Here is a 24,744-nt window from a genome sequence, read left to right as displayed (position 1 = left end):
CGGCTTTCACTGCCTTGCCGTGTCGGTCATCCCTTGATCGGGGAAGACTCAACGATTTTTAAGACCGCACTCCAACCGGTGGCCTATTTACTGTCAGTCTCGCGCACGCCCAGCCCGGCCTCGAGCGCCGGCTCCAGGCGGATACCGTCAGCATCAAGCCTGAGTGTCTGTGGAGTAAGAGGGTCGAATCGATCGGACGTCGTCACTCCCCTGTAAACGAAATCAGTCACCAGCTTTCGCATGGCGGCGGTTACCCGCGCCGATTCTGACATCGAAGCGCCGTCGAGCATCGGGGAATCGCGCCATTGGGCGACGTCACCGAAGATGAACGGCAGAACGAAGCAGTGTGGCGCGTAGGCTGCCTCGAGCTTGCTCCGATGATCCAGCCGCACGACCTGGGCGGAGACGGGCGCATTCGTAGCGATCTCGAGTGCGGAAGTACGAAATTGCGCCAACGTCGCGGCACGTACCATGCATAAGTAGGCATCGGGATCGTCATCGGCCTGTAGAAAGGCCGCCACGCGTGCCGGGTCCGTGAATGTCCGTTCGATAAACCGTTCCACGTCTGCCTTCGAATAATCTGTGCGCGGCTGGTTACGAAGGAAGCCGGCAGACTCCTCGGCTGTCGTGATGAGAAGGACAGCGTCGGTATGGATTCTCTGGGCGGAGGAGGCGTAACGTGCAAGGTCGCTTGGCGTCTCCTGTGATTCCGCGGGCATGTAGGGAAAGGCCTGGAGGCCGGCCCGGGCGCGTCCCTGCGCGGCAAGTAGCGCCCCGACCGGCGCGGTCAGCAGAGACGTCTCTGAGCCCACGGCGTCGATGACGGCCGCCCGATGCCGAAGCCAGATGTCCACGGGCAGCGGTGCCAACCGAGGCATGCTGATCAGCAGGGTCCGCGCGGCCAAACCGCGCATGCGGGGGTCGGTACTTAGCGCGTATGCGTACCACGCCCCCGCAGAATCTCCCGCGATCGTTGTTCTCCCGGGATCCCCGCCAAAGGAGCTGATGTTCTCTCGCACCCACTCCAATGCGGCCTGGAGATCACGTACCGGCTTGGTGGACTCTGCCGGGTCCCCGAGCGGACCGAAGTGCCCCGACACGCCGAGCCGGTAGTTCACCGTGACGAGGACGATGCGCGCGTCACGCACGAAGGTTGGCGACTCGTACCATCGGCTTTCGCCCGAGCCTGTCGTGAAGCCCCCTCCGGGAATGAAGAACACGACAGGGAGTCCGTCGGCACCCGCCGGCGCCTGGACCCGAAGCGTGAACGCATCTTCCTGCTGCACAAGCTCGCTGAGGGCTGGCCCAAGCAAGTTGTCGAGCATACCTGGCGTCTGTGGGAAGGCTATCGGCGGACTCTGTACTTCGCCTGACGAAATCGCTTCGATCTCACCGAACCGGGGATCAGTCCCCGGAGACCCGTAGCGCACTCCCCGCGCATCGATCACTCCTGCGTGGAGATGCGCGCGCACGGCACCTTGAGCTGTGGGAATCTTGAGCATGGGGTTCACGCAATAAACTCGTGATCGCTCTCGCTGACCGCCTCCGTAATCTGCCAATACTCCACGTTCGTGTAGGGCCAGACTTGCGAAACACGGCCGTGCGCGTTCTGATACCACGTGTGCACGTAGGGTTGCCCCCAGGCCATCCGGCGGTTGCCGGCGTCGATCCAGTCCACGAAGCGGTCCAGGGCCGCGGGCCTCACGTCGATGGCGGAGACACCCCTTTGCAGGATCTCGTAAACAGACTTGAGGGAAAACTCGACGGCACGTTCAATCATGAAGTGCAGGCTCCCGGCGACGACACCTCCGACGTTGGGGCCGTAGATGAGGAAGAAGTTGGGGAAGCCGGGAACCGTGATGCCGTTGTAGGCTCGCGCATCGCCCTTCCAGAAGTCGTGGATCTCCACACCGTCGCGGCCGATGACCTCCACCTCGTCGAGGTAGTCCGACGGCTTGAATCCGGTCGCGAAAACGACGATGTCGACCTCATGCTCCACGCCAAGATTGTCGATGATCCCGTGCTCGGAGAACCGTTCGATACCCGCAGTCACAACCGTTGAGTGCGGGGATTTGAGGGCGGCGGCCCACACCCCGTTGTCACGGAGCATCCGCTTTGCGCCCGGGGGGTAGTTGGGAACAGCATGAGCGAGCAGGTCCGGGCGTTCCGCGAATTGCGCTGCGAGCAGCCCGGTCAGCACCTCCCGGACCTCATGGTTCTTGCGGGAGACGCTCAAGGGTGCGCCCGCCCAGCCTTCCTCTGCCGTCACGGTGTGCGAGCGGCCGGGGATACCCTGGACCGTCGCCCACAGCCGGTTCCACTGGGCGTAGTGCGGCACCTTGCGTCGCAACCATGTGAAAGCGTCGGTGACGCGATCGTGATAGTTCGGTGCCGGCAGCATCCAGGGTGCGGTGCGCTGGAACAGCACCAGCTTCTCAACGTCCGCTGCCAGTGCCGGCACAATCTGGTAGGCGCTGGCGCCCGTGCCAATAACGGCCACGCGCTTTCCCGCGTAGTCCGCCTCGTGTGACCACTCCTGTGAGTGCATGGTCACACCGCTGTACTGGTCGATGCCCTCGAAGTGAGGGATGTGAGGGCGGTCCAACTGACCGAGAGCGCTCACGACGGCCGCGAAGCTCCTGGTCTGCTCTTTCCCGGCGGCATCCCGGGTGGTGGCCGCCCACCTGCGGGCCCGTTCGTCCCAGCGCAACCGGTTCAGCCGGGTGGAGAACTCGATATCCTCAACGATTCCCGCGCGCTCGGCGACGTCGCGGACGTAGTCGAGGACGTCCCCTCCCTTCGCAAACTGGTGGGGCCAGTCGCCCCGCTGAGCGAACGAGTACGAATACCCGAACGTCGGGGTGTCCAGCCGGACACCCGGGTAGGAGTTCTTGGCCCACGTTCCACCCAGCATTGGGGCGTCTTCGACGACGACAAAGGGCACCCCAGCTTGCTTATACCTGTGTGCCGCAGCTACACCGGCGATCCCTGCCCCGACGATGAGCACGGGGAACTCGCGACCATCAGCTACGTCATTGAAATGCCATTGCGGCGCTCCACCTTTGTCCGCGGCGAGGTCAAGCTCATGCTTGAGCGAACCGTACCAATGCTCACGCCCCGCCGTGAGGAAACTCAGGAGATCTGTGATGATCTCATCCGGGAGCAGATCAACTGTCGTGATCCCGTTGTCCCGGAGCTCGCGCAACCCGGCCAACGCCACCGCCCTTGCGCGTTCCTGCTGATCGGCCGACATGCCACCGTGCGGATGGGGTTGGGTGTCCACCGGGCTCAGCGGAGGTTGCAGGTCGGTGCTCAGTGACGACGTATCGCCGAGCGCCGCCGCGATCGCGACGAGCAGCACGGGAAGTTCCGCTTGCGCGATGATCCTCGCCAAAAAGCCATCGTCCTCGACGATGGGGTCCGCGCGAGGTTCCCAATAGAGATCATCGAACCGGGCGGTTTCGGACCGCGATTCCTGCATGCTGGGCATTTCGTGACTCCTTGAAATTGTTATCGACGTGAGAGTGGATTGACGTACGAACGCAGACTTTGGATGACTGACTGTTCGCTGTCGTCGGTGAACACTGCTGCGACGTAGCGATCCGGACGAACCACCAGTGTGTGGGGTTTCCCGAGGTGTGGGACTGCGAGGACCCGCCTGGCGTCGAGCAGCAGCGGAGCACTGTCTTGCCCAGCCGGCGGAACCTGCGTGCCTGCCAGTCCAAGCCGGCGGGCGCCGAGCAGGGACCAGAACGGATCCGGCCTGTGCGCTGACGGGCTTACGGCTTCTAGGGTCAACAGGGACCAGCCGTCGCCCAGATGGGCGTCGAGCGGCGTCGTCGCGCCGTCCGGGCCGGTCACCGACGGCTGGCTCAGTGCGAAACCGACCGATGCCGCCAACCGGCGATCGACGTCCCGTCCCGCCTTGATGGCGACGCCGTTGCGGTAATCGGGCGGTGAGATGAAACGCATTGAGCCCAGATACCGATGAATGGCGGGAATGAGGCTGACCGTGCGGAAGGCGATGTCCCGGACGTTGGTCTTCACTGCGCCCACAGCCATGACGACGGCCCCGGTCCGGCGCGACACCTTCACCATTTTCGCTGCATGGGTGCGGCGTTCGGATTCGTAGGTGGACAGGAGGCGGTCCGTGCCAGCGCCGCGCAGCACTTCCAACAGCTTCCAGCTGAGATTGAGTGCGTCGCGCAGCCCGGCGTTTAGCCCCTGCCCGGAGAAGGGCGGCATAAGGTGCGCGGCGTCACCGATCAGGAAGGAACGGCCGGAGCGGTAGGTACGCGCGATGCGCTGGTGGGCGACATAGACGACGGCGCGCCTGACATCCTCCGGTCCGACCCGCGGATGGAAGGGCCGGGACAGCTCAAGAATCTGTGCAGGAGACGTCATCTCGTCCGCGTTTTCGTGGTCGAAAAGCATGAACTCCAGGCGCAGCCGCCCCTTGATCCCGGGGACCAGAACGTAGGGACGCGTCCCGTTGCCGTGGAACTCGGCGTAGGGCTCGCGGTCCTCGGGCACGTTGAGCAGGTCGATGACAACCCAGCGTTCCTCCTGGGTTGATCCGACCAGGTCAATGCCCAGGGCTTCACGGACGAAACTGCGGCCGCCGTCGGCTCCGATCAGCCATGAGGCAGCCACGGTGCCGTCGCCGGCTTCGGAGTGAAAACCGACGGTGACCCCGTCTTTGTCCTGGGCGATCGCGTTGACTTGGGCACCTGTGAGAAATGAGATGCGCTCGTCATTGCTTGCTTTTGTCCAGAGGAGGTCTTCCAGCACCGGCTGGTCGAACTGTGACTTGGCCGGGTGTCCGATGCGGGAAGGAGCCGGTTTCGACGAGGCAAGGGGCCTGTCGTTCAATCCGAAATAACGGCTCCCGGTGCCCAGCAGCGACTCCTCTTTCAGCGCATCGGCAAGGCCCAAACGGTCCATGGTCCGAAAGGTTTCATCGGCGATGCTGATGGCCCGCGGCAGGTCCATCGGCGCGCTGGCGGCGTCGAGCAGCGCGACACGGGCGCCGCCGTCGGCGAGCAGCAGCGCCGCAGTCAGTCCCACCGGCCCGGCGCCGACAACCGCGACATCGAAGTGGTCCATGGCATTAACGTCACGCATCTTTAGGCGACGAGAACGTTGCGCAGGGTACCCAGCTTGCCGACCTCAACCTCAACGACGTCGCCCGGGGCGAGGAACGTCGGCGGCTCCATGAACAGTCCCACGCCTCCGGGCGTGCCGGTCACAATGACGTCACCCGGGGACAGCGGGGTGAATGCCGTCACGTACTCGAGGATCGCGGGAATGTCGAAGATGAGGTCCGCAACCGCAGCGCGCTGCCTGACTTCTCCGTTGACCCTCGTCTCAACGACGAGTTCGGTCACGTCTCCGACCTCGGAGGCAGTCATGAAGTAAGGGCCAAATGCGCCGCTGAGCGGAAAGTTCTTCCCGGGGGTCCACTGTCCCGTGTGGCGCTGCCAGTCACGGGCACTGAAATCGTTAAACGCGGCGTAGCCGGCGACGACTTTGAATGCATCCTCCGGGCGGACGTGATCCGCGGGAGCTCCCACGACCAAGGCGACCTCGCCCTCGTAGTCGTACATGTCGCTCTCGCTGGGAATCGGCAAGTCGGCTCCATGCGCGGCAAGCGTGTCGGAGAAACGTGCGAACACCGTCGGCTTTCCAACGTCTGCCCGCCCCGTCTCTTCGCGGTGGCTGCGGTAGTTGACACCGATGCAGATCACCTTGCCGGGCGCAGCCAGGAGGGGGAGGAACTGGGTTCCTTCCACTTCCTGAACCGGCGCACCGTCGGATTCCGGCGTCGTGGCCAGTAGTCCGTCCACAATCGCTGACTGAAGCGAAGGAGAAAGATTGACGCCGCTGGGACCCAGGTCGAACAGCTGGCCGTCGATCTCCAGACCCCAGGTGGGCTGTCCTGCCGGGGTGAGGTAACTGGCGTAGCGCATGTAAGTCCTTTCTGGTGCCGACGGCATTCGCCGTCGGGGAATCTTGGTGTTGCTTGAACTGTACGCAGAATGCATTCTCCGGTCAATAACGCACTTTCAAATGGTCAGTGCGTATGTGTAGTCTTAATCCATGGCACGACAAGCGAATGCAGAGACGATTAGCGTGGGGGTCCGCGACATGCTGCGGGCCGATATCTTCGCTGCACAATGGGCCCCCGGTACCAACTTGCAGGTTGGCGAACTGACCAAGCGATACAGCGCCAGCTCCACAGTGGTCCGCGAAGCCATGGTGCGATTGGCCGGCGAAAAACTCCTTCAGTTCCGCCCCAACCGAGGCTTTTTCATCTCGGAATACACGCTGGAAGAGTTGCGTGGCCTGGGCGAGCTCCGTTGTCGCGTGGAGGAATACGGTCTGACACTGGCCATCGAGCGAGGCGACGTCACGTGGGAGTCCGACCTCCTCGCTGTCCACCATCGGCTGGAACGGACTCCACGCCGAGGGACTGAAGATCCGAACCACATCACGTCCGAATGGTTCCTCGCCCACCAGGCGTTCCATGCAAAGTTGCTGGAACCCTGCTCTGTCCCACTGCTGCAGGACTTTGCTGCAACCTTGGGTGAAGCCACCGCCCTTTATCGGCTGTGGACCGCCCCGGATCAGCGTGCGCAATCGCGGGACATCGAGGCCGAGCACCGTGCGATCCTCGAGGCGACCATCGCGCGGGATGCGCCGACGGCCACCAAACTGCTGCGTGAGCACTACATGCGGACCATCGACATCATTGAAGACGCTGAATTCCGCGCCGCCGCAGAGGCCGCGCCGTCCCAGGAGTAGGAACGGCACGGCGACCGCTAGCCCATGGAAACCGGGAAGACCCCATGTGAGCGGAAATCTTCGCCGTTGTAGACGCCCCACCGGTTGAACCACGTCCGGTCGTCCTGGCTCCACTCGATGGGAGGACGATCAATTTCGTGGATCTGCTCAAGGTCCGTGTAGAGCTCTACTACAGTGCCGTTGGGCTCGACGTAGTATGCGGCGATGTTGTGGCCTGCGCCGTGACGGACCGGGCCCCAGATCAGACGACGGCCCCGGGCAAACAAGCGGTCCGCGAGTCGTCCAAGGTCGGCCACGGACTGCGTCTGCCACGCGTGGTGGTGCAGTGTGCCGCGTCCTTTGATGAGCGCGATTCCATGGTGGTCCGGGTTGCAGCGCAGGAAATAGCCGAAGTCCTTACCGATGACGTCGGATACTTTGAAGCCGAAAAACTCCACCAGGAAGTCCTTCATCGCCGTCGGATTCTGGGGGTGGATGTTGATGTGGCCGTAGCGGTCCGGCCCGAAGGACGCTGGACCATGCCGGAACGCCTTCATGCCGACATAGACGTGATAGACGTATCCCTCCGGGCCCAGGACGGCGAAGCCCTCACCGATTTCCCGTTCCAGGGGGCTCCGCGTGAGGATCGGAAACCCTCCGGCCTCAAGGCGCTTTCGGATGATCTCCAAACCCTCGGGGCTGTCGGCGACAAGGCCAATATGGTCAATGCCGTCCTCCTCGCTCTTCACGTAGACGAGCTCGTGGTGACGGTCCGCCGCGGACAAATAGGCCCTGTTGTCGTCGTTGTGTGTCATGCGCAGACCGAGGACGTCAGTCGCCAACTCGAGCGACCCATCGTAGTCGCGGGTCCGCATTGCGAGATAACCCATTTCGGTAATCACACCAAGTGACATAGCTAAAACCTTTCTTTCAGCGTCGGCCCCTAAACGGAGCGGGACGCGCCGCCATCCACTCGGATGTTCTGGCCTGTGATGTAGCTGGATTCCTCGCTGGCGAGAAACCGGATGACGCGGGCCACCTCTTTCGTACTGGCAGCCCTGCGCAAAGGTATTCGGTTGGTCCATTCCCCCGGAACAGTGCTCGGATCCTCTTTGGTGAAGCCTGGAAGAACGTTGTTCATCCGGATTCCGGAAGGTCCGTACTCGTCGGAGTACAACTTGGTGAAGGTACCCAGCGCCGCACGGAACGTGCCTGAGACCGGGTAGTTGGGGTTGGGCTCGAAGGGGGAACTCGTGGAGACGTTGACGATCACCCCACCTCCTGCGGCAACCATGTGAGGGGTAACGATTCGGCTCATGCGGATGACGTTGAGAAGGTACATCTCGTAACCCTCTGCCCACTCGTCATCGCTGATCTCCAGCACAGGTTTTCTGGCAGCGTGTCCGGAACTATTAACCACGACGTCGATGCGTCCGTATGTGGTCAGCGCCAAGTCCGTGACGGCCTTTAGGTCCGCCACGGACCGGTTGGAACCCTTGGTTCCAACCCCGCCCAGGCTGCGGGCCAGCTCCATCGCGCTCCCGGAAGGCGAAAGCGCGGCAATACGGTACCCATCGCCGGCCAGCGCGCGGACCGCGGCGGCCGCAATGCCGCGGCCGCCGCCAATCACCAAGGCCACCCGGCCCGAACCGCTCATGCTTGATCCGCCGCAGCCCCGAGGTCGGCGTAGTGCTGGACGAGCTTCTCCATGGCCAGCGCAGAGAGCTCCGCCGCCTCGGCAAAGTCGATCTCGTCCCCCGCGGATGCCGATATGTAGAAACCGTCCGTCAGTGCCCGGCCAAGCATGACGATCTTACGGGCGAGGTCCGGTTTCACCCGCAAGGCTGCAGCGGGGATCCCCGGCGTGACAGCCTGGACCATAAGTTCGTACATCTCCTCGCGCACCTCCAGGTATTTCTGGCGTGCAGCGTTCCCCGCCAACCGCTTCTCCAACGCAAAGAGCAGTCCAATGATCCAGAATGCTTCCTGCGCGTTCGCCGGGTCGGCGGAATTAGCCGCAGATCCGGCGATGCTCGTACGGAGAATGACCCTGTTTTCCGGTCCCCGGTGACGCGTCTTCCAGTTTTCGAAGCAATAGTCGATCAGCGCGGCGAACAAGCCTTCTTTGTTTTCAAAGTGCCAATAGACCGAGCCGATCGGCAAACCGGAGACGCGGGCCACCTCAGCCATCGTGGTGCCCTCGTAGCCCACCTTGACAGCGAGCTGCAGGACTGCCTCAAGAATGGCACGTTCATTTTCCGGCGTGGACTGGTGGACCCGGCGGCGCTTGCCCGTTTCCGGCTTGACGGCTCCATTAGTGCTGACGTCAGCGCCGGCCCGGGGACTCATGAACGCAACTCCCCGCGGGCCGTCGCCCGTTCGCCGCCCGGGTTGATCTTGGCGAACTGGACTTCCTCGTAGACCTGATGGCGCAGTTCGCCGAAGCGGTGCAGCGACCTGGTGTCAGCCTGGCTGCGCACGTCCGGAAGGTCAATGTGCAGGTCGGCCTGGATGATGGTCGGCGAACTCGAGAGCACCAGCACCCGCTCCGCAAGATAGACGGACTCGTCAATATCATGGGTCACAAAGAGAATCGTCATATTGAGGCGCTTCCAGACGTCGCGGACGAGGTCTTCGAGCTCGCCGCGGGTTTGCGCGTCGACTGCTGCGAAGGGCTCGTCCATCAGAAGCACGCTGGGGTTGGAGGCGACAGCACGGGCAATTGCGACGCGCTGCTGCATGCCACCGGAGAGCTGCCACGGGTAGCTCTTGGTCGCGTGGGAGAGACTGACGGCCTCGAGAGCCTCACTGACACGTGCCTTGCGTTCAGCCTTGGGCACCCCGGAGGTCTTCAGCGGCAGCTCGACGTTGTCTTCAACGCTCAGCCACGGGAACAGGCTGCGGCTGTACTCCTGAAAGACCACCGCCATGCCCTCGGCAGGGCCGGCAACGCGCCGGCCGTCGAGCACCACGTCGCCGGATGTGGGGTCCAGGAGGCCGGCGATGCATTTGAGCAGCGTCGTTTTCCCCGAACCGGACGGCCCCACCAGGCAGGCGAACTCGCCGGCATGCAGATCGAAGGTGAGGGACCGTACGGCCTCTACTTCGTTGCGGCTGCCTACACCATAGACCCTGCGCAACTGCTGGACACTGAGTCGGACTTCCGACTTGTTAGCCGTCATTCGAGGCCTCCTTTAGACCGTAGTACCATCTCAAAACGCGCTTTTGGATCGCTTGGAAAGCTACCGATAGCAGCACTCCAATGATTCCCAGGAGAACGATGCCGCTCCACATTTCCGGGATCGCGACGCGGTTTTGGAAGTTAATAATCGAATAGCCAATGCCGTCGGTCGAAGCGAACATCTCCGAGACGACCAAGAGGATGAGGCCGACCGCGAGGCTGTGGCGGATGCCGGCCATGATGAGCGGTGAGGCGCCCGGCAGCACGAGGTAGCGGATGCGGTCGAATCCACGCAGGCGGTAGACACGGGCGGTATTGGTCAGGACTTCATCAAGGGACCGCACGCCTTCCACAGTATTCAGCAGGATGGGCCAGAGGCAGCCGAGGACGATGACGGTGACCTTCATCGTGTCATTGATACCGATCAGCAGTAGCAGAACGGGAATGAGGATCGTTGAGGGTACCGCCCGGATGAATTCGAGCAGTGGCTCGAGAAGCCAGCGCAAGTTCCGTGAGAGCCCAATCGCAATCCCAACGACCACCCCGAGCACAATGGAGATCACGAGGCTGATGGACAGTCGCCCCATGCTGGGCAGAACGTCTGTGAAGAACTTTTCGCTGAACCACACTTTGTCAAACGTGCTGGCCAGCTTGTCTGGTTTGGGGACGAAGAAGTTCACCCCCTGGGCCGTAGCCGCCCACCAGATAACAATGAGGATGGCCGGCAGGCCGAACCACATACCCAGGCGTTTGAAGACGATCATACCGCCACCTCCGAACGGACTGAGCTGTGCCAGAAGAGCACTTTGCGCTCAATGAAGCGGAACATCAGGTTTACCAGGATGCCCAGCAGGCCCGCTGTGAGGATAAGGGCGATCATGGCTGGCGGGTTGTCGTTAAGCTGGGCCTGGGCGACTGCCCGGCCGATCCCCGGCGTGCCGACGATGAGCTCGGAGCTGATCGCGAGGATCAGTGCGACTGTGGCCGCGATCCGGATGCCGGTCATCAGGTATGGCAAAAGCGTGGGTAGTACGAGGTGGCGGACCCGTTGCAGCCATGTCATCCGCATAGTGTGAACCGTGTCATTTGCCACCTTGTCGATATCGGTGATGCCGTACAGGACCTGGATCATGACGATCCAGAAGCAACCGTAAACGACGATCATGAGCTCGGCGCCGATTCTCGGTCCGAACAGCAGTGCAGCCAATGGGATCAGTCCCACGGCCGGGATGGGGCGGAGGAACTCAATAGTCGTGTGCGTCGCAGACCGCAGGAAGCTGCTGGATCCGATGAGCAGGCCAACTGCGACACCGCCAAGGGTGGCGATGCCGAGCCCCAGGAACCACGCCCACATCGTCTGCCCCATGGTCAGCCAGAATTGGGTGAAGGTCAGGTTGGTGAAGAATGTTGGAAGCACCACCGACGGCGGTGGCAGGTGGTGCTGACTGACCGGGCCAAAGGCTGAGTAGAGTTCCCAGACGATGAGTGCGGCGAGGATGCCGGTGACACCCAGGACGTAGGGCCCGACAGCAGTCCACCGGGCAGCACGACGCACTCTGTGCTCCCGCGTGGGCAGGGTGCTCACAGCCACGCTGCTCAGGGTTGGAGTTTGCGTTTCCACGGTTTTGTTCTGCTCTCAGTTGTTGCGATCAATAGGCATTCGGGGCCGACGAGCGGCCCCGACAGCGGGGTTACGGCTTCCAGATCACCGTGTCAACGTCTGGCTTGGTGCTCACGATGCCGTATTTGACGAGCAAATCTGCGAACAACTGGATGGTCTCTTTCGAGACGTCCGCGTTGTAGAGGGAGAGCTGGGCTTTCGCCGCGGCGGCCGGATCGGTGCCGAGTGCAGCAGGCATTGCCGCGCGGATCAGGTCATTGTTCGCAGTCAGGAACGGCAGAGCTTCCTTCATGGCTGCATGGAACCGCTTCACCAGGTCAGCGTTGCCGTCCACGACCTTGCCACTGGAGATCGTCACGAGTTCATTCGCGCCCAGGCCCGTGTCATGGATGAAGTCGCTGACCACCCGGCCGCCCTTGCCCACCACCTGCTGCATGAAGGGCGAACCCGCCATCCCGGCGTCAATCTGGCCGGCTTCAATCTGAGCTGCAACCTCGGGGAAAGATAACTGGACGAACGTCACCTTCTTCGGGTCCCCGCCATCCTGGGCGACGGCTTCACGGATGCCGATTTCTCCAATGCTGCCCAGTGCGTTGACCGAGACCTTCTTGCCCTCGAGATCACGGGCGCTCTTGATGCCCGAGGAGGCGCCAACAACCACGGCAGTGGAGTCTTCCACGATCTTGGGATCGTTCTGGGTAACACCGTCAACGATGCGGACATCGAGGCCCTGCGTGGTTGCCGTCAGGGCTGTGACCGGGCTGGCCAGCATGAAGTCGAGCTCCCCGGTTGCCAGAGCGGGCAACTGTGCCGCGCTGCTGCCCGCACCCACGACCAATTTGAGGTCGATGCCCTGCTTTTCGAAGTAGCCCTTGTCGATGGCAACCTGGAGCGCTGCAACGGTGCTGGACGGAAACAGTCCGTAGTTGACTTTGGTGAGCCCGGCGGAGCCACTCGCGGCCGCCGTGGAGGCGCTGCCGTCCACAGAGCCGGAGGCACAGCCGCTGAGTGTCAGGGCAAGTGCCATGGCACCAACGGCCGCTGCATGGGTTGTCTTGATGTTCATAAGATTCGCTCTCCCTTGAGTGAATGCTGCGCGGGCCTTCCCGCCTACCGCCTGTACTGACGAGTTGCAGCAACAGTATTTCTTGATTAAGTCTTTGTCAACGAATTATGCATTCTTAAACCTATTATGCGTTTTGATAGTCCAATGTGACGTCGGCCACGCTGAATACTTTCTTGAGAACGTCGTTCAGTTCCTGGGCGATGCACTCGGCGGCCACCACGTGATCGGGCCGCACAACGATCGCCGAGAAGGGCCTCTCATCGAACCAGGCCTTCAACAGGCCGCTTTCGTCGCCAACCACTCGAACCCCCGGCGCTGCCGCAGCCTTCGCCCACGTCAGCTGCGTGGCCGGCACGGCGTGCACAAGGGTTCCGCCGAGACCTGCCAGCGTCTGCGCCTCAGCCTCGCTGACGAACGCCCGTGGATCGTTGTTCCATACGATGACCCGCCATCCCTGGCCGGTGGCGTCGTCCAGGAGGACCGAACGGCCTTCCTCGTTCCGGACCGTGGGCTGCGGGAACAACGTGCCAACTGCCCGCGGGGCATCCGCCCGATCAGGCAACGCCTTCCACGTGGGGAGCTCGGACGGAACTACGACGCCGTGCTCGTACTTGGGCATCGGTTTGTAGCCCTGGCTGTTGAGCCGGGCGCGGGCCTTCGGCATCTTGTCTACTACGGCCGCTGCCATGTCGCGGACCGCCGTGCGCAGTCTGTTGTGGTCGGTGACGAGGTTCGCCATATTCAACGACAACGCCACCATGGCCTTGACGTGTTCACGCCGTTCACCTTCATAGGAATCGAGCAGCTTGTCGCTGGCCTTCCCCTGAACCACTGCAGCGAGTTTCCACCCCAGGTTCAGCGCGTCCCGGATGCCGGAGTTCCAGCCTTGGCCAGCAACCACCGGCATGACGTGGGCAGCATCGCCGGCCAGCAGGAATCGTCCTACGCGGAACTTCTCGGCTACACGGGCGTGGTGGGCGTAAACCCGACGGCGGATGATGTTCAGGCCAGCGGGATCGGGCACGTGCGGGGCAAGGAGGTCGAAGACGAACGCATCGTCTTCGGCAAGCTCTTCAGATTCACCCTCGAACATCGTGAATTCCCAGCGGCGGATTCCATGTGGCAGGCTAAGTGTCGCGTAACCACGCTTTGGATCCCCGCCAAAAACCGCATGAGGGGTGCCGATGGGGTCATTGGCGACGTCGATGACCAGTCCGCGGGTCGACCGCGTTTCGCCTTCGAATGCCAGCCCAAGGTGCTGCCGGGTCATGGACCTGCCGCCGTCGCAGCCGACGACGTAGCTGCCGGTGACCTGTTCTTCGCCCGACGCGGTACTGACGGTGGCCGTCACGCCGTCGGAATCTGAGGCAAAGGCGCTCACTTGGCTGCCGAAGCGCACCTCGACGTGCGGGTACCGGGCGAGACCTTCCAGGAGTGCCTTGTCGACAAGGGGCTGGATGAAGCCGTTTCTGCGGGGCCAGCCAAACTCGCGGGTGGTGGGGTTGATCTCCGCAAGGATTTTGCGGTCGCCGTTGACGATCCGGATCTTCTGATCCGGGACGGTGTGCGGAAGCACCTTCTCCACCAGCCCGATGGTCTGCATGGTCCGCAGCGCCTCGTCATCGATGCCCACTGCACGGGGGTAGTCGATGAGTTCGTCACGGCCTTCCAGGACCACCGTGCTCACGCCGAACTGTCCAAGGAGGTTGGCGAGGGTCAATCCGACCGGGCCCGCTCCGATGATAATAACGTCCTTGCGGTCGCTCATTTTGTACCCCTCAGGGTCTTGATGGAGTCCTGAGCCGCGCGGCCCAGGAAGATAAGGTCGATGCCGAGGCCGACGTAGTCGACAAGCTCCCGGTCCAAGAGGTCAGCGGCGTAGGCGCTCGATCCTGAGTAGATGCCCAGCGTGACGCCTTGCGCCCTGGTCAACGTGGACAGGTACACGATGGCGTCGCGCACGGGACCGTCCTCCCAGTCCCCCCTCCCCGGGAGTCCGTAGGAGACTGCGAGATCCGCGGGACCGATATAGATCGAGTCGAGCCCGGGGGTGGTGATGATACTTTCCGCGTGTTCGACGCCGGCGACCGTTTCGATCTGGGCGATCGTAGACACCGCGCGGTTCCCCGCCTCGGTGTAGGGCTGGCCCGGGTACAGGTTGGGGCGGCTGGGGCCGAGGCTCCGGTTCCCCACCCCCGGATACTTGGTCGCTTCCACGAGCATGCGCGCTTGTTCCCCGGACTCGATGGTCGGTGCGATGATCCCGCGTGCACCGCTGTCGAGCAGCCGCAGGATGGGGGCCGGATCCAGACCTCCCACCCGGGCATAGGTGTACGCCGAATCCCGGGGCGCAGCGCGCAACATTGTGCACGCCGCTTCCAGCCCGACCTCGCCATGCTGGAGGTCCACGACGACGCCGTCGTAGCCTGCAGCCAGAGCCCACTCCGTCACCGACAGGGACGGAAGCGCCTGGTGCAAAAGCGCCGGCGCTTGCCCGCCGCGGCTGTCCCACTTCATTCGGCTGTGCTTTCTGCGAGCCGCTTCGCATGGGCGGCGGCGTTCAGCCCGCCGAAGATGGGCGCGATCTCGCGCCGTGCGATCTTCCAGTCGCCGTCGGCTTGCCGGTAGACCTCGCGGAATTCGCCTACGCTGGCGGGCATCAACGGGTTCTCCGAGGAATCCCGGAACGTCATGTACTGCGTCCAGCCGTGGAGTTCTTCACCCACCCATGCCAGCCGAATGCCACCAATGATGTGTCGTCCAACGACGCCGGTAATCTTCGCGCGGCGTTCGCCCCAGGCTTTGATGGCGTCCCGGCCATCCATGTTCCCGAGCGGTCCGGTGGTGACTGCGTCCTCCGTGTACAGCTCCCACGTGGTGTCAGCCTTGCCGTGGTCCAGCCGCCACAGCAGTTCCGAGATGAGCTGCTCGATGGCCACACGCGTTTCCATGGTGATCTCACGCATCGACGGCCTCCGTCAGGAGGGCGACGACGCTTCCCAGCCCGTGTGAATATTTGGCGGTGTACGTCACGTTGGGGTCCCAGTCGACGATCAGCCCAATGGACCCGGAGAGCAGGATTTCGCCCGCCCGGAGGGGCTTGCCGATCCTGAGGGAGGTTTCGGCCAGCCACTGGATCGCGTTGATGGGGTCGCCCATAACGTTCCCGCCGATGCCGCGCGTCAGTTCTTCTTCTCCCCGGTACAGGACCATTTCGACCTGCTTGAGGTCGATTTCGCCATAGGGGATGCGAACCGGTCCGGTGACAATACCCTCGCAGGCTGCGTTGTCGGCGATCGTGTCCACGATGCCCATCTTGTAGCTGAAGTAGCGGTTATCCACCAGCTCCATTGCCGGCGTGACGTAATCGATGGCGGCTTCGACTGAGGCCAGGTCCGAATCCAGGATGTCGGACTTCAGGACGAAGGCAATTTCCGCTTCGATCTTCGGGTGGAAGTACGCCGACGCCGGCCGCTCAATCGGCGACTCAAACGTCATGTTGTCGAGGATGATCCCGTAGTCGGGCTCGTCCACCCCGGCGCGCTGCTGAACGATCGGGTTGGTCAGGCCCACCTTGCGGCCGACGCGATAGCGGCCTTCTGCGGCTTCCCGCCGCTGCGTCACGAGCTCGGAAATGCGGTAGGCCGCATCCTTGTCGTTGTCCGGCAGTCGATGGCGCACAAACTCGATAGGGGTGCGCAGTGTGCGCGCGTTGTAGAGATCTCCAGCGATCTCCGTGATGATGTCCGACATCTGTGTCAGGCCTTTCTGCGGAGGAAGTCGAGTGTCTTGTCGTTGAAGCTGGTCGGGTCCTCCCACTGCGGCCAGTGGGCGGCGTTGCGGATCAGCACGAATTCACCGTCCGGTATTGCTGCCGCCATAGACTCGCCCGTCGCTACGCCACCAGTTGGCTCGTGGTCGGTCCACACGAGCAATGCCGGCACAGGGATGGCCGCATAATCTTCCTCGGTGACCTGGTTTCGCGCCCGGATATCAGGCACCTGGAGCGCCATGATGTGCTCCATTGACTTGATGAAGCCGGGGCGCCCATAAATGGCCCGACGGACCTCGACGAGCTCGTCGGTGATCTGTTCAGGATCGTGAATGACCACTTGCAGTCGGGCCTTGACGTTCCCGTACGTCGGCTCCTCGACAGCCTTCCGGCTCACCGGACTCACCCGGGCCATCGAGCTGTTGCTGACCATTCGGCCGCCGGGTGCACTGAGGACAACGCTTCGCAGTCTCTCAGGGTGGTGCGCAGCGAACTTGATCGCTATCCAGCCGCCCAGGGACTCCCCGATGAGGTGCACCCGATCCAGTCCGAGGACGTCGAGGAGTCCGAGCAAATGTGCCTCATAGTCTGGGATTTCCAGGTCGGCGTCGGCGAGCGTCGAATAGCCGTGCCCCGGATAGTCGTATCCGATGACCCGGTACGTCTGGGCCAGCACCCGTATGTTGTGGGTCCACGCTTCGATGTGGCCGCTCGTGCCGTTGAGGAGCACCAGTGTCTGCTCCCCCGCGCCGACGGACAGGACGCGGGTGTTCCACTCCCCCACCTGCACGTATTCAAGGGTGTGGGGCAGATCCGCGATCTGCTCCCACATTGTCTTCTGGCTCATACTGCGTTGGGGATGGCCGCTGTGATGCCGAACCCGGCGCCCCAGGTCCGGACGGGCCAGTACCGATCGACCACCAGGTTGTAGTCGCCCGCGGTGGACAGGGCGCTGAAAGCTGCAATCCAGGACCGCATCTCGTGGGCGGCACTGCCACCTTCGGCGATGAACTCCTCGTTATCCCAGTTGTCGACGTCGGTCAGGGAGCCCGAACGGAACACGTCGAGCAGCTTCTGGTCCCATTCAGTGTTAAGCGGTGCACTCGAGGCGCGGCCATCCGCAATGGCCTGGATGCCCTCAATGATCTTGCCCTCGCGGGCAGCCCGGTCCGCCTTCGACGGCGAATAAGAAACGAGGCGCTGCTGAATCGGCTCAGGCGAACCGTCATACACCGGGATCGGGGGGTTATGCGACAAGCCGCCCGAGGCCACCAGGAGAACGCGCTTGTCCAGCTGCTGGGCCGCCCGGCCGATCGCCTCACCCATCATCCGAATACGGGACATGGGAGTGAGGGGCTTACCAAGCGCGTTGACGAAAACAGGCACGAACGGACGGGTGAATCCCGCACCGAAGAGGAATTCCAGCGGCTGCATCACGCCGTGATCGACCTCCAACCGTTCCGAACGGGCGATATCGATCCCCTGCGCGATGGTCAGCGCGTGCAACTCACGTGCCACTTCCGAATCGACCGGGAGCGGACCTTCCGAGGTCCCATAGTCCCCCACGCCGACTGCCTGAGCCCCAATAGCGAACGGAGGCATCATCGAGTACAAGACGCCGTTGAAGTGATCGGGGCCGAAGATAACGGTGACGTCTGGGTCGAAGTCCTCGACGAAGGACCGTACACCGGCAATCGCTTCGTTGATCTCGGCAAAAATCGTCCCGCCCGGGTCAACGTTTCCAAACGACGGAGCATGTGACAGTGCGGCAAGTGCAAGTGACATCGAAATCCTCTCTGCTGCGCCCTCCATTGGACGCTTCTCTAGAGTCTAGATTCTAGATTCCATGTGTCAACTAAATTTCGAAAATTTCCTGTGGACGCCAACGCCCGTCCAGGGGGGCATTGAGATCTTTCGAAGGCATGGTAGTCGCGCTAGCATCGGCTGCATGGCCAGGGAACGAGACCTGACTGCTGTCGAGCCGACGCCGATCGCATGCAGGGCCTGAACTGGGAAGACCTTGGCTGCGTTCCGGATCCACGGGATCTCGCCGGCGAGGACTTGGCCGGTATGGATTCCGAGACGATGCAATGGATGGTCGGCGCCTCGGCCAAGGACCGCCGGCGGAACTTGAGTCGGGCGCGGGGCTGCTGGCCGGGCCATCTGGCACGTCTCATTACTTCTCATCGATCAGCTGTTTCAGCACGTCCACATGCTGCACGGAAAAGAGTCGATCACGCGCGATACGTCGACGAAGCACGGATTCTTTCGGGCCTGCCGCCGCAGTACGCGAAAAAGTAAAACGGACTCCTCGCCCCAGCGATTGCAGCGTCAGGTCATGCAGTGAGCGGCACTCCCCGCCATGAACAGATAACGAGTGACGCCGCTACCCAAACACGGGAGGAGGCAGCCAACCAACAAAAATGGGCCCCTGAAGGGGCCCATCAGTGAACAATTTGTGCACACCAGAGGCCCACGAGCCCCTGAACAGGGAAAACACGTGCCCGAGGTGGGACTCGAACTGCATTCCAGCCCTTGCAAGCACTGGGCAACCGCGGAAACATGCGGAGTCCGGCCCGATCCGGCCCCGGTACGCCCCAGTCCGAAGCCCGAAGCGTGTACTTTGTACACACCCCTTTTCGACCCTTTCCAGCCACTCCTAGAGGCCCACCTGAGCTCCCCTCCTTGCGCCGGGTAACTTGGCGGCCTCACTGAAGCTATCGCTTGAGCGGCCACGATGCTGCTCCTGGCATGTGCGTCGCGATGACCGTCGAGTCAATGAGTTCCTCAAACTAGCCACCTTTAGGGGCGGGCTCCGAAGCGCGGATGTTGCCCGTGTCACGGCCCTTCCTGCTCGCCTCGACTCCCGTGCCGGTAACGGCAGGCAGCACCCGCACCGGGACGTGCGTGCACCACTGGGTGGCGCTCTCGTAAGCACGAGCGATCGCGAGCACCGTGGCATCGGAGTGTTCAAGTCCCATGATGTGCATTCCAACGGGCTGCCCATTCGCAAAGCCGCAAGGCAGACTGACGCCGGGCATACCGGTGAGGTTCGCAGCGGAAAGCATGCGCAGGGCAGCTGCCAAGGAGTCCTCGCCCGTGGAGCCGGTGAGCTCCGAGATCATCGAGGACGCGGACGGTGCGATCGCCGGGAGGGTGGGCGAAACCAGTCCGGCCACGCCGGCGCGGACCATGGCCTCGGGTATGAACGCTCGGAGGTACGTCCGGACCTGCCGGGCCAGACGGACATCGTCCCGGGACACAAGGGCACCGGTTTCGATCATGACGCGGGTACCGGGCAGATACTGCCCGGAGGCACGCCCCAGCCGCTCCCGGTGGTGGTCCGCAGCTTCCGAGAGTGAAATCGCGACGCTGGCATGCAGGGCCAGGTCCAGTTCGGGGAGCCGCAGCTCCACGACCTCCATCCCCAGGTCCGCCAGCACGGACAGGGCGTTCTCCACCGTGGACGTGACCCCGGGAGTTACTCCCCATTGAGACCACATCCGGCGGTCAACGCCAAGCCTTGTCGGAGCAGGCAGGTTCCCAATCCGGGCCGACACCGGTCCTCCGAGCCGGGCCAGCGCCTGCGGTTCCACCATGCCGTCAAGGAGTGCCGCACAATCTTCGACGCACCGGACTATCGGCCCGACATGGTCCATCGTGTGGCTGACGTGCAGGACTCCGGAGGAAGACACGACGCCGGCACTGGGCTTGAGTCCCACCACGCCGTTGACGGATGCGGGGTTTCGGACCGAGCCGCCGGTATCCGTGCCAAGGGCCCCGGGAATGCTTCCCACGGCGACTGCGACGCCGGATCCAACGCTGGAGCCACCTGCGTACCGCTCAGGATCCCAGGGGTTGCGTGACGGTGGCCTCCCTTGGCCGAAGGCGAACTCATGTGTTTGAAGTTTGCCGAGAATCACGGCACCACTGGCCCGCAGTTGATGCACGACGCGGGCGTCGTCCTTCGCGACGTTCCCCCGCAGGCTGTCGGAGCCGCCTTCGCTCGGCATCCCGCGGACGTCGATGACATCCTTCACACCCAGGGGAACGCCGTGGAGGCCGCGGCCGAACTGACCCCTAGCAGTCTGCCCGTCGGCCTGGCGGGCCGCCTCGCGGGCTCCTCGCTCGTCCACGTACGACCAGGCGTGGGCGTAGTCCTCGGTGCCGTAGAGCCGATCCAAGACGGAGTCGAGAAGCTCAACCGCCGACAGCTCTCGACGTCGTATGCGGCCAGCCGCCTCGGCGACGCCCAGCTCCCACGGTTCGGTCACGGATTCACCGCCGTGTGCGGCGCGCCGGCCTGATCCGATGCGCGGGTCAGCTGTTCGAAGGACGCCTTCAGTTGATCCATCCCGGCCCTGAAGTCCCGGTACGCGGCTTCCAGAGCCGGTAGGTCCTCACGGGCGATTGCGTCGCCCACCAGCTCGCGAATGACCACCAGCTGTTCAGTGGTCAGTGCTGGGCAACGGTCCAATGACTGTTTCATCGGTGAGCCTCCGGTGTCAGCTGTCCATCCCGAACCACGCAGACGCCGTCCACCAGGACAAACCGCACGTCGCGAAAATCGTCAGCGCGGGCGACAACTACATCCGCGATGCGGCCGACCTCAAGCCGCCCACTTCCAGGAGCGATGCCAGGGATGAGCCCCGCCACGGCCGAGGTCGCCATAGCGACGGCGCCAGCCAACGAGCGGTGTCCGTGTGCCGCGATGTCCTGGACGGCGGTGATCAACTCGTCGTGGTCGCCGTCGTGCCCGTAGTCCGTGCCGATGACGGAGATGAGGTCCGGTTCCCGAAGTAGCAGATCCCAGTGTTCGCGCGTGGTGACGGTGTGTTTGCGGTGCAGGAGATCGAACACCGAGGCCTCGGCAGGCCAGCCCATTTTCCGGCCCAGGACGGCCAGCTCGCGAGCTTCGTCGGGGGTGTGGGAGGGGTGGTTTGCGTGCGCGGAAATCACGGTGGTCCCGCTGCCGTCCAGCTCGAGCATGAGCTCCCGCAGGACGCCGGCGGTGGCCGAGGCGCTGTGCACGATGGCCGGCACGCCGAACTTTGCCGCCGCCTGGACTCCTTCCCGGATCCCCTCGATGGCCGGAACGAACGAAGGCATCACAGAGTCCGTGACGAGCTTGGCGAGTTGAGATGCGGTGAATGCCTCCGCGAGTCCGGCCTCCTTGGCCGCCTCGGCCAGGGCAACCACGTTGAGCGCACTGGCATCGATGAACCGGCCCAGCACTGCTTCCTTGATGCGCCTCGCCTGGTCGATGGTGATGCGGATCCCGGCAACCTTGTGGATCGCCGCGGGGATATAGACGAGATCCTGACCTCCCCCGCCCAGCGTTTGCCCTCCGCCCAGCTCCCCGATGGCGACAGCACCGTCATCGAGCATCCGCTCAACGGTGAGTTCACGGGCCTCGGCCGTCAGTCCCTGGCCGTCTGCCATTGCCGCTGCTTGCAGGCAGTGCGGCATGTGCGTCGTGGCGCCCCGCACGTTCACGGCGTGCCGGCGGTCGGCCTCGCGCACATCGTCCATGGACGCGAAGCCACAGAGGCTCAGGACGGTGGTGGTTCCGGCCAGGAGGTGCCTGTCCAGGTTGCCCATCCACCGCTCCGCGGTCAAAGCCGGCGCCGCACTGGGAAACAGGGCACCCGGGGTCACTCCGTGAGTGTGGCTGTTGATGAGGCCTGGCATCACGACGCAACCCGAGGCGTCGATGACGTCGCCGGCAAACTCCCGGCCTGCACCCCAGCGGTCGAGAACGTCGGCAATGCGGCCGTCGCGGATGACCACCGCACCGTCCTCGATGACGCTGTCCCCGGACCCCTTAACAATGGTGCCTCCGCGAATGAGCGTGGACATTCGCTCCCCTCTCGGCTAGTTTCATCATATCGAAGTTCGCTTCACTATAGCCGCAACGGTGCGGCGTCGGAACCCCGAAGGAGAAGCTGATGGCAATGCGACCGACGCAGCGGGATTTCGTCGGATATGGCGAAACTCCTACTGATTTCCGCTGGCCAGGCGATGCCCGTGTGGCCGTTTCCCTCGTCATCAATGTGGAGGAGGGCGCCGAGCGGAGCATCCCCCGCGGAGACAACGCCAATGACCTGGGGGCGCACTGGATTCCGGCTCGCGCCTCCACTACCCGGAACCTGACCTTGGAATCAGCCTTCGAATACGGCTCCCGCGCAGGCGTGTGGCGTTTGCTGCGGATCCTGCGGGAACACGACGTCCGGGCCACCGCCTTCTGCTGCGCCGTGGCGCTGCAACTCAACCCGGCCATCGCCGCGGCGCTCGTCCGCGACCGCCACGAGATCGCCGACCACGGCCACCAATGGGACACGCACACGGACCTCGACGACGGCACCGAGGAGCGTCGCATCCTCGCCTCCCGCGACGCGATCGAGGCCAGTACTGGCCAGGCCCCCACGAGCTGGTACTCGCGGGACGGACTCAATCCAGGTACGCGCAGAGTGCTCGCCGGGAACGGATTCACCTACGAGTCCAACAGCTTTAACGACGACATGCCGCACTGGGGCTCTGGACAGGAAAATCCGAGGCTCCCGGTACTGCCCTACGCGGGCGACACCAACGATTCCGGACTGTTCAAGCAGTTCCCCACCGCAACATCGTTCGGCAACCACCTGATCGCCGCACTGGAGCTGCTGCTCGACGACCCCCGCGGCGGGCCCTCGGTGATGAGTGTCGGGTTGCACCCTAGGCTCATCGGACGGCCGGCGTACGCCTTTGCCCTCGACCGTTTCCTTGCCCATGCGAGCGGCAAGGCGGTCTGGTTCGCGACGCGCGAGGACATCGTGAACGCCTGGAAGCGGGCGACGACGGAGCAGACGACGACGGACGGATCACCGGCGGCGTCGTAGGGCCACCGGCGTCGCTATTGCCCTGCGAGCAGCGCACCCCACCCAGGGATCGGGCGTGAAACGCCGGCCAGGTGAAGCACATGCCACAAGGTAGCGATGGCGCTGTCCACAATGGGGATGCCGAACTCCTGCTCGAACCCCTCCACGAGGTAGCCCGAGCGCAGGTTGGTGCCGACGCACACCACGGCATCGAGGCCGTGCGCGAATGCCGGGCGCATGATGGCGCCGATGGCGGAGGTGCCCAAACGGGCGATCTCCGGGTTGCTCATTACCTCCTCCGGAACCGAAACCGCCTGCACGTCGATGCCGTGGAGCGAGTACTCCCGCTGTATCTGGGACGCGATGGATCCAGGGCCCGGAAAGACGAGGCCGATCCGCGTTGCCGACAACGCGCCGAGGGCCTCGACGACGGCCACGGAGGCGGTCGTCGCGGGCGCGCCGCACACTGCCTCGAGCTCGGCACAGAGGGCCCGGTCGCGGGTGATCCCCGTCCAGCAACCTGAGGTGCCGTGGAACGCGATGGCCTGCAGATCGGCGTCCTTCAGCAATGCCGGAGCTTCGCCGAGAATACCCAGGTCCACCGTGTCAACAAGGCTCGGCGGGAGGCGGAACCGGCTGTAATGGACGCCCAGATCCGGCTGCTCCGCAAGGATCGACGCTGTGAGCGTCTCCGCGTTCGAGTTGCTCGAGGGGACAAGAATTCCCAGCCGCGTCCCCGGCCCGGGAACGCCCACGCTTAGTGCGCCTTGCCGAGGGACGGTGGCGTGGAGATTGCTAGCATCACTGCGGCCGAATTGGTGTGGTTACTCCACCAGTGAGGGTAGGAAGCGTCGTAGGTGAGGCTGTCGCCGGCTTCCAGTACGAAGTCCTGGCCGCCGACAGTGGCCACCAGCGTGCCGGTCTGGAGGATGACACATTCCTCGCCTTCATGGGAGTGCGGAACGTGGGCGCCGTCGAAATTGGCCGGAATGGTCATGCTGAGGACCCCCAGCTTGCGCTCCGAATCGGGAACGATCTGCTCCATGATGATGCCCTGGGAGGGGATTTCAATGCGGCGGCGGTCAGCCCGGCGGACTAGCATGTGGTCCTGACCCTCATTGGGATCCGTGAACATGCTGGCCAGCGGCAGTTCGAGGGAGTTTGCAAGGCGAAGGAGCGTTGCAAAGGAGGGGTTGCCGATTCCGCGCTCGATCTGGCTGATGAGCCCGGCGCTGACACCTGCGCGTTCGGCGAGCTCCTCCACGGTGAACCGGCCGAGGCGCTGGTGTTTGATCATGGCTCCGAGGTGGGCGATCCAGAAGTTGCGTTCCAGGGACTCGGTTGCTTCGCTGCTTGCTGTGTCCGTGCCGTCCACGCCGACTCCTTCACTAGTCCTCGGGTTTCCGTCAGTATATCGAAGATGACTCCTCGCAGGAGGCTTTTTGGGCGTCCTAAATTCGGCGA

Annotated in this window: 24 protein-coding genes; 2 read left to right on the top strand and 22 right to left on the bottom strand. The window is 63.5% G+C overall.

Annotated features, from left to right (window positions below; translation table 11 throughout):
• Positions 1 to 83: 83 nt before the first annotated feature.
• From AC1D0A_RS11915 to AC1D0A_RS11900, 4 genes are read right to left on the bottom strand one after another with little or no spacing between them, the layout of a single operon-like run.
• Positions 84 to 1,502 carry a carboxylesterase family protein gene (locus tag AC1D0A_RS11915; protein WP_476945896.1) on the bottom strand — a complete coding sequence of 473 codons (1,419 nt, stop codon included), beginning with the start codon at positions 1,500 to 1,502 and terminating at the stop codon, positions 84 to 86.
• Between the two features lie 5 nt (positions 1,503 to 1,507).
• Complete coding sequence (locus AC1D0A_RS11910; RefSeq protein WP_476945895.1) at positions 1,508 to 3,490, bottom strand: flavin-containing monooxygenase; 1,983 nt, start codon at positions 3,488 to 3,490, stop codon at positions 1,508 to 1,510.
• Positions 3,491 to 3,510: 20 nt separating this feature from the next.
• Positions 3,511 to 5,106 (bottom strand): FAD-dependent monooxygenase, encoded by a 1,596-nt coding sequence (locus tag AC1D0A_RS11905; RefSeq protein WP_476945908.1) that lies wholly within the window; start codon positions 5,104 to 5,106, stop codon positions 3,511 to 3,513.
• Positions 5,107 to 5,126: 20 nt separating this feature from the next.
• Positions 5,127 to 5,969, bottom strand: coding sequence for a fumarylacetoacetate hydrolase family protein (locus AC1D0A_RS11900; protein WP_476945894.1), 843 nt, complete (start codon positions 5,967 to 5,969; stop codon positions 5,127 to 5,129).
• 130 nt (positions 5,970 to 6,099) lie between these two features.
• On the opposite strand from AC1D0A_RS11900, the gene AC1D0A_RS11895 reads away from it, so the two are divergent.
• Positions 6,100 to 6,804, top strand: coding sequence for a GntR family transcriptional regulator (locus tag AC1D0A_RS11895; protein ID WP_476945893.1), 705 nt, complete (start codon positions 6,100 to 6,102; stop codon positions 6,802 to 6,804).
• 17 nt (positions 6,805 to 6,821) lie between these two features.
• Here AC1D0A_RS11895 and AC1D0A_RS11890 read toward each other — a convergent pair whose 3' ends face one another.
• The 16 genes from AC1D0A_RS11890 to AC1D0A_RS11815 all read right to left on the bottom strand — a co-directional run bounded on the left by AC1D0A_RS11890 (position 6,822) and on the right by AC1D0A_RS11815 (position 22,282).
• Complete coding sequence (locus AC1D0A_RS11890; protein WP_476945892.1) at positions 6,822 to 7,697, bottom strand: VOC family protein; 876 nt, start codon at positions 7,695 to 7,697, stop codon at positions 6,822 to 6,824.
• A 29-nt stretch (positions 7,698 to 7,726) separates the two neighbouring features.
• Positions 7,727 to 8,440, bottom strand: a complete 714-nt coding sequence (locus AC1D0A_RS11885) for an SDR family oxidoreductase (RefSeq protein WP_476945891.1) — start codon at positions 8,438 to 8,440, stop codon at positions 7,727 to 7,729.
• Positions 8,437 to 9,132: a TetR/AcrR family transcriptional regulator gene (locus tag AC1D0A_RS11880; protein ID WP_476945890.1), complete on the bottom strand. Its 696-nt coding sequence runs from the start codon at positions 9,130 to 9,132 to the stop codon at positions 8,437 to 8,439. Before AC1D0A_RS11880 ends, AC1D0A_RS11885 begins: the two co-directional genes overlap by 4 nt.
• The gene (locus AC1D0A_RS11875) at positions 9,129 to 9,965 is read right to left on the bottom strand and encodes an ABC transporter ATP-binding protein (protein WP_476945889.1); all 837 of its coding nucleotides are present in this window, start codon (positions 9,963 to 9,965) and stop codon (positions 9,129 to 9,131) included. Before AC1D0A_RS11875 ends, AC1D0A_RS11880 begins: the two co-directional genes overlap by 4 nt.
• Positions 9,955 to 10,728 (bottom strand): ABC transporter permease, encoded by a 774-nt coding sequence (locus tag AC1D0A_RS11870; protein WP_476945888.1) that lies wholly within the window; start codon positions 10,726 to 10,728, stop codon positions 9,955 to 9,957. The genes AC1D0A_RS11875 and AC1D0A_RS11870 overlap by 11 nt, the downstream gene beginning before the upstream one ends.
• Entirely contained in the window at positions 10,725 to 11,585 is an 861-nt protein-coding gene (locus AC1D0A_RS11865) for an ABC transporter permease (protein WP_476945887.1), read from the bottom strand. Before AC1D0A_RS11865 ends, AC1D0A_RS11870 begins: the two co-directional genes overlap by 4 nt.
• A gap of 70 nt (positions 11,586 to 11,655) precedes the next feature.
• Positions 11,656 to 12,651, bottom strand: coding sequence for an ABC transporter substrate-binding protein (locus tag AC1D0A_RS11860; RefSeq protein WP_476945886.1), 996 nt, complete (start codon positions 12,649 to 12,651; stop codon positions 11,656 to 11,658).
• 124 nt (positions 12,652 to 12,775) lie between these two features.
• A complete protein-coding gene (locus AC1D0A_RS11855) occupies positions 12,776 to 14,419 on the bottom strand; it encodes a bifunctional 3-(3-hydroxy-phenyl)propionate/3-hydroxycinnamic acid hydroxylase (protein WP_476945885.1) in 1,644 nt (547 codons plus the stop codon).
• A complete protein-coding gene (locus AC1D0A_RS11850) occupies positions 14,416 to 15,168 on the bottom strand; it encodes an HpcH/HpaI aldolase family protein (protein WP_476945884.1) in 753 nt (250 codons plus the stop codon). Before AC1D0A_RS11850 ends, AC1D0A_RS11855 begins: the two co-directional genes overlap by 4 nt.
• Positions 15,165 to 15,617: a nuclear transport factor 2 family protein gene (locus AC1D0A_RS11845; RefSeq protein WP_476945883.1), complete on the bottom strand. Its 453-nt coding sequence runs from the start codon at positions 15,615 to 15,617 to the stop codon at positions 15,165 to 15,167. Before AC1D0A_RS11845 ends, AC1D0A_RS11850 begins: the two co-directional genes overlap by 4 nt.
• Complete coding sequence (locus AC1D0A_RS11840) at positions 15,610 to 16,404, bottom strand: 2-keto-4-pentenoate hydratase (RefSeq protein WP_476945882.1); 795 nt, start codon at positions 16,402 to 16,404, stop codon at positions 15,610 to 15,612. Before AC1D0A_RS11840 ends, AC1D0A_RS11845 begins: the two co-directional genes overlap by 8 nt.
• 5 nt (positions 16,405 to 16,409) lie before the next feature.
• A complete protein-coding gene (locus AC1D0A_RS11835; protein WP_476945881.1) occupies positions 16,410 to 17,270 on the bottom strand; it encodes an alpha/beta fold hydrolase in 861 nt (286 codons plus the stop codon).
• Entirely contained in the window at positions 17,267 to 18,235 is a 969-nt protein-coding gene (locus AC1D0A_RS11830; RefSeq protein ID WP_476945880.1) for a 3-carboxyethylcatechol 2,3-dioxygenase, read from the bottom strand. The genes AC1D0A_RS11835 and AC1D0A_RS11830 overlap by 4 nt, the downstream gene beginning before the upstream one ends.
• 980 nt (positions 18,236 to 19,215) lie before the next feature.
• On the bottom strand, positions 19,216 to 20,697 hold the full coding sequence (locus AC1D0A_RS11825; protein ID WP_476945879.1) for an amidase: 1,482 nt from the start codon (positions 20,695 to 20,697) through the stop codon (positions 19,216 to 19,218).
• Positions 20,694 to 20,912: a hypothetical protein gene (locus tag AC1D0A_RS11820; RefSeq protein WP_476945878.1), complete on the bottom strand. Its 219-nt coding sequence runs from the start codon at positions 20,910 to 20,912 to the stop codon at positions 20,694 to 20,696. The genes AC1D0A_RS11825 and AC1D0A_RS11820 overlap by 4 nt, the downstream gene beginning before the upstream one ends.
• On the bottom strand, positions 20,909 to 22,282 hold the full coding sequence (locus AC1D0A_RS11815; protein ID WP_476945877.1) for an amidohydrolase family protein: 1,374 nt from the start codon (positions 22,280 to 22,282) through the stop codon (positions 20,909 to 20,911). Before AC1D0A_RS11815 ends, AC1D0A_RS11820 begins: the two co-directional genes overlap by 4 nt.
• A gap of 89 nt (positions 22,283 to 22,371) precedes the next feature.
• Between AC1D0A_RS11815 and AC1D0A_RS11810 the strand changes: the two genes are divergently transcribed.
• Positions 22,372 to 23,301 carry a polysaccharide deacetylase family protein gene (locus tag AC1D0A_RS11810; RefSeq protein WP_476945876.1) on the top strand — a complete coding sequence of 310 codons (930 nt, stop codon included), beginning with the start codon at positions 22,372 to 22,374 and terminating at the stop codon, positions 23,299 to 23,301.
• Between the two features lie 14 nt (positions 23,302 to 23,315).
• On the opposite strand, the gene AC1D0A_RS11805 is transcribed toward AC1D0A_RS11810, so the two are convergent.
• Positions 23,316 to 24,035: a maleate cis-trans isomerase family protein gene (locus AC1D0A_RS11805; protein WP_476945875.1), complete on the bottom strand. Its 720-nt coding sequence runs from the start codon at positions 24,033 to 24,035 to the stop codon at positions 23,316 to 23,318.
• Between the two features lie 2 nt (positions 24,036 to 24,037).
• On the bottom strand, positions 24,038 to 24,655 hold the full coding sequence (locus tag AC1D0A_RS11800) for a cupin domain-containing protein (RefSeq protein ID WP_476945874.1): 618 nt from the start codon (positions 24,653 to 24,655) through the stop codon (positions 24,038 to 24,040).
• Between the last annotated feature and the right edge of the window lie 89 nt (positions 24,656 to 24,744).

It is taken from the genome of Arthrobacter sp. P1_D4, from assembly GCF_056406115.1.
This window is presented reverse-complemented; position numbering and strand designations above follow the sequence as displayed.

Excerpts from the sequence above, each read along its gene's own strand:
- AC1D0A_RS11915 (WP_476945896.1), bottom strand. The coding sequence starts at position 1,502 with ATGCTCAAGATTCCCACAGCTCAAGGTGCCGTGCGCGCGCATCTCCAC.
- AC1D0A_RS11910 (WP_476945895.1), bottom strand. The coding sequence starts at position 3,490 with ATGCCCAGCATGCAGGAATCGCGGTCCGAAACCGCCCGGTTCGATGAT.
- AC1D0A_RS11905 (WP_476945908.1), bottom strand. The coding sequence starts at position 5,106 with ATGGACCACTTCGATGTCGCGGTTGTCGGCGCCGGGCCGGTGGGACTG.
- AC1D0A_RS11900 (WP_476945894.1), bottom strand. The coding sequence starts at position 5,969 with ATGCGCTACGCCAGTTACCTCACCCCGGCAGGACAGCCCACCTGGGGT.
- AC1D0A_RS11895 (WP_476945893.1), top strand. The coding sequence starts at position 6,100 with ATGGCACGACAAGCGAATGCAGAGACGATTAGCGTGGGGGTCCGCGAC.
- AC1D0A_RS11890 (WP_476945892.1), bottom strand. The coding sequence starts at position 7,697 with ATGTCACTTGGTGTGATTACCGAAATGGGTTATCTCGCAATGCGGACC.
- AC1D0A_RS11885 (WP_476945891.1), bottom strand. The coding sequence starts at position 8,440 with ATGAGCGGTTCGGGCCGGGTGGCCTTGGTGATTGGCGGCGGCCGCGGC.
- AC1D0A_RS11880 (WP_476945890.1), bottom strand. The coding sequence starts at position 9,132 with ATGAGTCCCCGGGCCGGCGCTGACGTCAGCACTAATGGAGCCGTCAAG.
- AC1D0A_RS11875 (WP_476945889.1), bottom strand. The coding sequence starts at position 9,965 with ATGACGGCTAACAAGTCGGAAGTCCGACTCAGTGTCCAGCAGTTGCGC.
- AC1D0A_RS11870 (WP_476945888.1), bottom strand. The coding sequence starts at position 10,728 with ATGATCGTCTTCAAACGCCTGGGTATGTGGTTCGGCCTGCCGGCCATC.
- AC1D0A_RS11860 (WP_476945886.1), bottom strand. The coding sequence starts at position 12,651 with ATGAACATCAAGACAACCCATGCAGCGGCCGTTGGTGCCATGGCACTT.
- AC1D0A_RS11855 (WP_476945885.1), bottom strand. The coding sequence starts at position 14,419 with ATGAGCGACCGCAAGGACGTTATTATCATCGGAGCGGGCCCGGTCGGA.
- AC1D0A_RS11850 (WP_476945884.1), bottom strand. The coding sequence starts at position 15,168 with ATGAAGTGGGACAGCCGCGGCGGGCAAGCGCCGGCGCTTTTGCACCAG.
- AC1D0A_RS11845 (WP_476945883.1), bottom strand. The coding sequence starts at position 15,617 with ATGCGTGAGATCACCATGGAAACGCGTGTGGCCATCGAGCAGCTCATC.
- AC1D0A_RS11840 (WP_476945882.1), bottom strand. The coding sequence starts at position 16,404 with ATGTCGGACATCATCACGGAGATCGCTGGAGATCTCTACAACGCGCGC.
- AC1D0A_RS11835 (WP_476945881.1), bottom strand. The coding sequence starts at position 17,270 with ATGAGCCAGAAGACAATGTGGGAGCAGATCGCGGATCTGCCCCACACC.
- AC1D0A_RS11830 (WP_476945880.1), bottom strand. The coding sequence starts at position 18,235 with ATGGAGGGCGCAGCAGAGAGGATTTCGATGTCACTTGCACTTGCCGCA.
- AC1D0A_RS11820 (WP_476945878.1), bottom strand. The coding sequence starts at position 20,912 with ATGAAACAGTCATTGGACCGTTGCCCAGCACTGACCACTGAACAGCTG.
- AC1D0A_RS11815 (WP_476945877.1), bottom strand. The coding sequence starts at position 22,282 with ATGTCCACGCTCATTCGCGGAGGCACCATTGTTAAGGGGTCCGGGGAC.
- AC1D0A_RS11810 (WP_476945876.1), top strand. The coding sequence starts at position 22,372 with ATGGCAATGCGACCGACGCAGCGGGATTTCGTCGGATATGGCGAAACT.